Here is a 5,452-nt window from a genome sequence, read left to right as displayed (position 1 = left end):
CCTTACAATGTCGCCAGTTTTGGTGCTCGCGGACATGTCCATGTCTGCAGTTAAACGGGAAACACGAAGCTTTGCGGCTAACGTGTGCTGCCCCCGCAACGGTAATCAAGCGTCACTTGTCTGTGACAGGTTGTCTCTCAAACCACTGTGCATTTGCATGGGAAGGTGAGGCCATCATGCTTGCTAGCCCGGATACCGGCCAGGACAGGTGGAAATGCTGCGAACGGGGATGTTCGCGACGCGATTCGCTCACGTTCTGGTTATTCCCGGTTCCTGTCTGTTTCGGTCGTTGATTCTGTTCCGGTATTTCTTTTCAATTCAGCCTGCGGGGAAGCGGGCTGGATACTTGTATCTTGAAAAGCAATCATGACCTTATCTGTTTTACGATGCGCGAAAGTGGCATTGAAGCCGCTCGCCATCAGCATTTCTATTTCCGCAGTATTTTCCTCGATTGCTATCGCGCAAACGACCGTCGATCAAACGCTTGAACCTGTACTGGTCACGGCAGCGCGCAGCGCACAGAAAGCCAGTGATGTGCTGGTTGATCATGTTGTGATTACAGAAGAGGAAATCCGTGAGTCCGGGCAAACATCGCTGGTGGATTTACTGCAAACCAAACGCAGTGTTGAAGTCAAGCGCAATGGTGGTGCAGGCAGCGATAGTGAAGTGTACATACGTGGCGGAAACGGCAAACAAACGATTCTCTTGATCGATGGTGTGCGCAGTGTTTCATCGACTTCGGGAACGGCAACATGGTCGGCCATTCCACTTTCACAGATCGAGCGTGTGGAAATTGTCATGGGACCATTGGGTAGTTTGTACGGCGCTGATGCAGTCAGTGGCGTGATCCAGATTTTCACCAAAAAAGGCAGTGGCGCGCCACGCGCGGCATTTTCTGCCGGGGCCGGCACTTATGGCGAACAGGTGGTAACTGCAGGTATTTCAGGCTCTGTCGAAGGCGAGCATCGCGTACGTTACTCTATTAACGCAGCACACGAGAAGGCAGAAGGTTTTTCTTCTCGTAGTATTGGTAAAGATGTAAACCCAGACGACGATGGCTATTCCAAACGCAGCATGAGCGGACAATTTTCCTGGGAGTTGGCGAAAGGACATGAGGTAGGCGCATCGTTTTTAAATAGCCAAAATGACGGTGAATACGATGCGACGAAATTCCCGTTATACAACTCGCGCGTTATCAGCAATGTAGATACCTATGCCGTTTATTCGCGCAACCAGATCACGGATGCCTGGAGCAGCTTGGTACAGCTTTCACGCTCGGAGAGCAAGCAAGAGCAATACGAATCGGCAAAACCGGAATTGAATAACTCCAAGCAGGATCAGTTGAGCTGGCAAAACGATATCAAGCTGGGAACGGATTTGCTGCAGGTTTTACTGGAACGTCGCGAAGAGACTGTGTTCAATACAACTCAGGCCAAGCAGAACCGTAGTCGCAGCAATAACTCGCTGGCGCTGGCTTATCAGTTATATCGCGGCGACCATCTAGGAAGCGCAAGCGTGCGTTATGACAATAGTTCCGTCTATGGTTCCAATGTCACTGGCAGTTTGGGTTACGGTTATCATCTCAGCAAGGCACTGCGCCTGAGTGGTAGCGTAGGTACCAGCTTCCGCGCACCAACCTATAACGATCTCTATTACGTTCCTAATTTTGGCAATCCAGATGTCAAGCCCGAAAAAGGTAAAAATACCGAGATTGGGATTTACTACGACGATGGACATTCCGATTTTAGCGTTGCCTATTATCACAACAAGATCACTGATCTTATCGAAGTTCAAAAACCGTGTGCTGATGCGACCTTGGGAACCAGTTGCTCATCCAATGTCAATAAAGCTTTGCTGAAAGGTGTTTCCCTGAGCGCGGGAACGCGTATTGCGGATTTTCGTTTGTATAGCACCCTGGATTGGCAGGATCCACGTGACCTTACTAACAATAGCCTGATTGCGCGTCGCGCCAGATATCACGGCACACTGGGCGTCAGTCATGCAATGGGCGCGTTTAAATCAGGGGTCGACATTATCTATTCGGGATACCGCTTTGATGGCTCCAAGCAGACCAAACAATTGGGCGGTTACGCCTTGTTGAATCTGCATGCGAGTTATGACTTGAGTAATGACTGGCAACTGTTCGGTCGCTGGAATAATGCGCTCGATAAGCAATATGAGCTTGCGCAAGGCTATCAAACTGCCGGTTCCAACATTTTTGTCGGTGTGCGCTACGGATTTAAATAAGTTGAATTGAAGCAGGTGTTTGTAAAATAGCGGTTGTATCGTCGCGCATGCGGGCTCAGAACATCCCTATGCCTTGCATGCGCGAATTTCATGAGGAAGTCCGAATGTTGTTGTATCCATGAGCGCTACCCCGATTAAGCCTATGCGCATCTCTGCCACGCATGGGCGCGCACGTGCATGGACGGTGTTATCTACGCTGACTTTGCTTGCCTTGCTGAGCTTGCTGGTTGCATGCGTGGTCGGTTCCGTGGCCTTGTCGTTTTCAGATATTGCAGGCGGTATGCGTGAATTACTGCAGGGAAGCGCATCGACGATGGCGGCGACCCTGGTTGAATTGCGCCTGAGTCGCGCGCTTTCCGCATTCGTTACCGGTGCCACGCTGGCGCTGGCGGGCGTGATGATGCAAGCCTTGCTGCGCAATCCCCTGGCCGATCCTTATGTGCTGGGCGTATCCGGCGGCGCAGCCGTGGGTGCGCTTGGTGCGATGCTGTTGTTTACGCTGACATGGATGGTGGATCTCGCGGCCTTCGGAGGCGCGATTGCGGTGTCGTTCATGTTGTATGCGCTGGCGCGTCGCGATTTGCGCGGTGCGGCCAGTCCGGATGGCAGTGCGCCTTTGCTGCTGCTGACGGGTGTGATTCTCGCTTCCGGCTGCGGCGCACTGGTGACGCTGATGCTGTCGATCGCGCCGGATAATCGTTTGCGCGGCATGGTGTTCTGGTTGATCGGCGATTTGTCCGGCACGCAATTTCGTTTGTTGCCGTGGATAGTGCTGGCTGGTGCATTGGCATTTTCCACGCGTACGGCGCGTGCGATCAATGTGATTGCCTTGCATGCAGAAGCGGCATCGACCTTGGGCATCAATGTAGGCAAGTTCCGTAGTGGCTTGTTTCTGTGTTCGGCACTGTTGACGGCAAGCGCAGTGAGTAATGCGGGCAGTATCGGTTTTGTCGGCCTGATTGTGCCGCATGCGTGCCGCTTCGTTCTGGGGCCGGATCATCGCTTGCTGCTACCCGCGGCAACGTTGGTGGGTGGCGCGTTTCTGGTGCTGGCCGATACGCTGGCGCGCAGTATCGTCGCGCCGCAACAACTGCCGGTCGGTGTCATCACCGCAATGATAGGCGTACCTATCTTCCTGCTGCAGTTGCATCAGTTGAGGAAGCGCTGATGAAAACCAATGATCTCAAACTGCGCATTGCCGAACGTGTGTTGGTGGATGCGCTGAACTGGCAAATCGGGCCGGGCGAATGCTGGTGCGTCATCGGACGCAATGGCGCAGGAAAAAGTACCTTGTTGCGCACGCTGGTCGGTTTGCGCGGAGCAGACGGCGGTCAGGTCGTATTGCAGGATAGGGCGATTGCCGATTGGCCTTTGCAGGATCTGGCGCGCGAACGGGCATTTTTGCCACAAGGCAGGAGCGATGCGTTTGGTTATCGCGTGATTGAAACCGTATTGACTGCGCGCCATCCGTATCATGAATCTGCGTATTGGGAATCGGATGCCGATCATGCGGCTGCGCACTCGGCGTTGCGAATGATGGATGTCGATGCATTGGCTGAACGCGACGTGCGCTCGCTCTCAGGCGGCGAACGGCAACGTGTCGCGATTGCCGCCGTGCTGGCGCAGGATACGCCTTTGCTGTTGCTGGATGAACCGACCAATGCGCTTGATCTGGCGCATCAGGTCAGCGTGATGAATTTACTGTCCAGGCTGTGCCGTGAACAAAAGAAGTCGGTAGTCATGGTCAGCCATGATTTGAATCTGGCGCACAGTATTGCAACGCATGCATTGCTGTTGATGGGCGATGGACGCTGGCATGCAGGAACAGTCGATGAAGTCATGCAGGCGCCCTTATTGAGCGCATGTCTTGGTCATCCCATCGAGATCGTCAAACACGGCAAACGTACTATTTATCTGGCAGGTGAGGAAGAACATGAGTGAAGAGAAAAACAGCGCTGGCAAGGATGCCGACGGCTTGAACGAGCGACACAATGCACGCATGGCGCGCAAGAAAGAAGTGGTCGATAAAAAGATAGACGCAGCCAAACGGAATGCAGGCGTACTGGTGATTACCTGCGGCAATGGCAAGGGGAAAAGTTCCAGCGCCTTCGGCATGGCAGCACGTGCGCTTGGTCATGGCATGAAGGTTGGTGTCGTACAGTTCATCAAGGGCGCGATAGCGACCGGCGAGGAAAATTTCTTCCGTCGTTTTCCCGATGAAATCAGCTTCCACGTCATGGGCGAGGGCTATACATGGGAAACGCAAAATCGCGAGCGCGATGTGGAAAAAGCGGAAATCGCATGGCAGCGTGCCAAAGAGTTATTGAGCGATCCGGCGATCGGCATGGTGGTGCTGGATGAGTTGAATATCGCATTGAAATACAAATATCTCGACGTGCAGCGTGTGATTGCCGATTTGCAGGCACGTCCCGCCATGCAACACGTGATAGTGACCGGACGTGGCGCACCGCCGGAACTGATTGCAGTGGCCGATACCGTGACCGAGATGCAGCCAATCAAGCATGCATTTGCCGACGGTATCGCTGCGCAGCAGGGTGTGGAGTGGTGAATGAGTAGTCCGCCCAATAGCGCACGTATTGTCCTGATTTCCGGCATTGCTTCCGGCCAGGGTAAAACGACAGTTACTGCCGCCCTGGCGCGCAAGCTGATACGGCAGGGTTTGCGGGTACGCGTCTTCAAGACCGGGCCGGATTATCTTGACCCCATGATCCTGCAGCGGGCCAGCGGAGCTGAAGTATATGCACTCGATTTGTGGATGGTCGGCCTGGACGATTGCCGCAGATTGCTGGCCAGGGCGGCAGCAGAAGTCGATGTAATTTTGATCGAAGGCGTGATGGGTTTGTACGATGGCGATCCGTCGTCTGCCGATTTGGCACGCGCTTTTGGTGTACCGGTTGTGGTGGTGCTGGATGCGGCAAAAATGGCGCAGACAGTAGGCGCTGTGGTGCTTGGCCTGCAGCAATACGGCCCGGTTGATCTGGCTGGCGTAATCGTCAACCGTATCGCCAGCCCGTCGCACGCCAACATGGTGACGCAAGGGATTCGCAATGTGCCTATCCTGGCGACCTTGCCCAAACAGACGCAAGCATTGCCGGAGCGGCATCTGGGTCTGGTACAGCCGGATGAAATCGCACAGGTCGATCAGGTGCTGGACCAGCTTGCCGATCAGATCGAGATCGATATG

Annotated in this window: 5 protein-coding genes and 1 riboswitch; all 5 genes read left to right on the top strand. The window is 54.1% G+C overall.

Annotated elements, in window-relative coordinates; all coding sequences use genetic code 11:
* Window positions 1-3 precede the first annotated feature (3 nt).
* Window positions 4-218, top strand: a riboswitch (cobalamin riboswitch).
* Between the two features lie 148 nt (window positions 219-366).
* A complete protein-coding gene (locus ABWP27_RS11980) occupies window positions 367-2,247 on the top strand; it encodes a TonB-dependent receptor plug domain-containing protein (RefSeq protein ID WP_353157107.1) in 1,881 nt (626 codons plus the stop codon).
* A gap of 118 nt (window positions 2,248-2,365) precedes the next feature.
* The gene (locus ABWP27_RS11975) at window positions 2,366-3,415 is read left to right on the top strand and encodes a FecCD family ABC transporter permease (protein ID WP_502905342.1); all 1,050 of its coding nucleotides are present in this window, start codon (window positions 2,366-2,368) and stop codon (window positions 3,413-3,415) included.
* The gene (locus tag ABWP27_RS11970) at window positions 3,415-4,188 is read left to right on the top strand and encodes an ABC transporter ATP-binding protein (RefSeq protein WP_353157104.1); all 774 of its coding nucleotides are present in this window, start codon (window positions 3,415-3,417) and stop codon (window positions 4,186-4,188) included. The genes ABWP27_RS11975 and ABWP27_RS11970 overlap by 1 nt, the downstream gene beginning before the upstream one ends.
* A complete protein-coding gene (gene cobO / locus ABWP27_RS11965) occupies window positions 4,181-4,816 on the top strand; it encodes a cob(I)yrinic acid a,c-diamide adenosyltransferase (RefSeq protein ID WP_353157101.1) in 636 nt (211 codons plus the stop codon). Before ABWP27_RS11970 ends, cobO begins: the two co-directional genes overlap by 8 nt.
* Window positions 4,817-5,452: nucleotide-binding protein (locus tag ABWP27_RS11960; protein WP_353157099.1), on the top strand; the 636-nt coding region annotated here is incomplete at its 3' end.

This window comes from Herminiimonas fonticola (assembly GCF_040395855.1).
Lineage (GTDB): Bacteria > Pseudomonadota > Gammaproteobacteria > Burkholderiales > Burkholderiaceae_D > Oxalicibacterium > Oxalicibacterium fonticola_A.
The sequence above is the reverse complement of the archived record's forward strand: the minus strand, read 5'-3'. Positions and strand labels throughout refer to the sequence as shown.

What these genes read in the sequence shown, in the direction of transcription:
- ABWP27_RS11980 (WP_353157107.1), top strand. Translation starts at nt 367, where the DNA reads ATGACCTTATCTGTTTTACGATGCGCGAAAGTGGCATTGAAGCCGCTC.
- ABWP27_RS11975 (WP_502905342.1), top strand. Translation starts at nt 2,366, where the DNA reads ATGAGCGCTACCCCGATTAAGCCTATGCGCATCTCTGCCACGCATGGG.
- ABWP27_RS11970 (WP_353157104.1), top strand. Translation starts at nt 3,415, where the DNA reads ATGAAAACCAATGATCTCAAACTGCGCATTGCCGAACGTGTGTTGGTG.
- cobO (WP_353157101.1), top strand. Translation starts at nt 4,181, where the DNA reads ATGAGTGAAGAGAAAAACAGCGCTGGCAAGGATGCCGACGGCTTGAAC.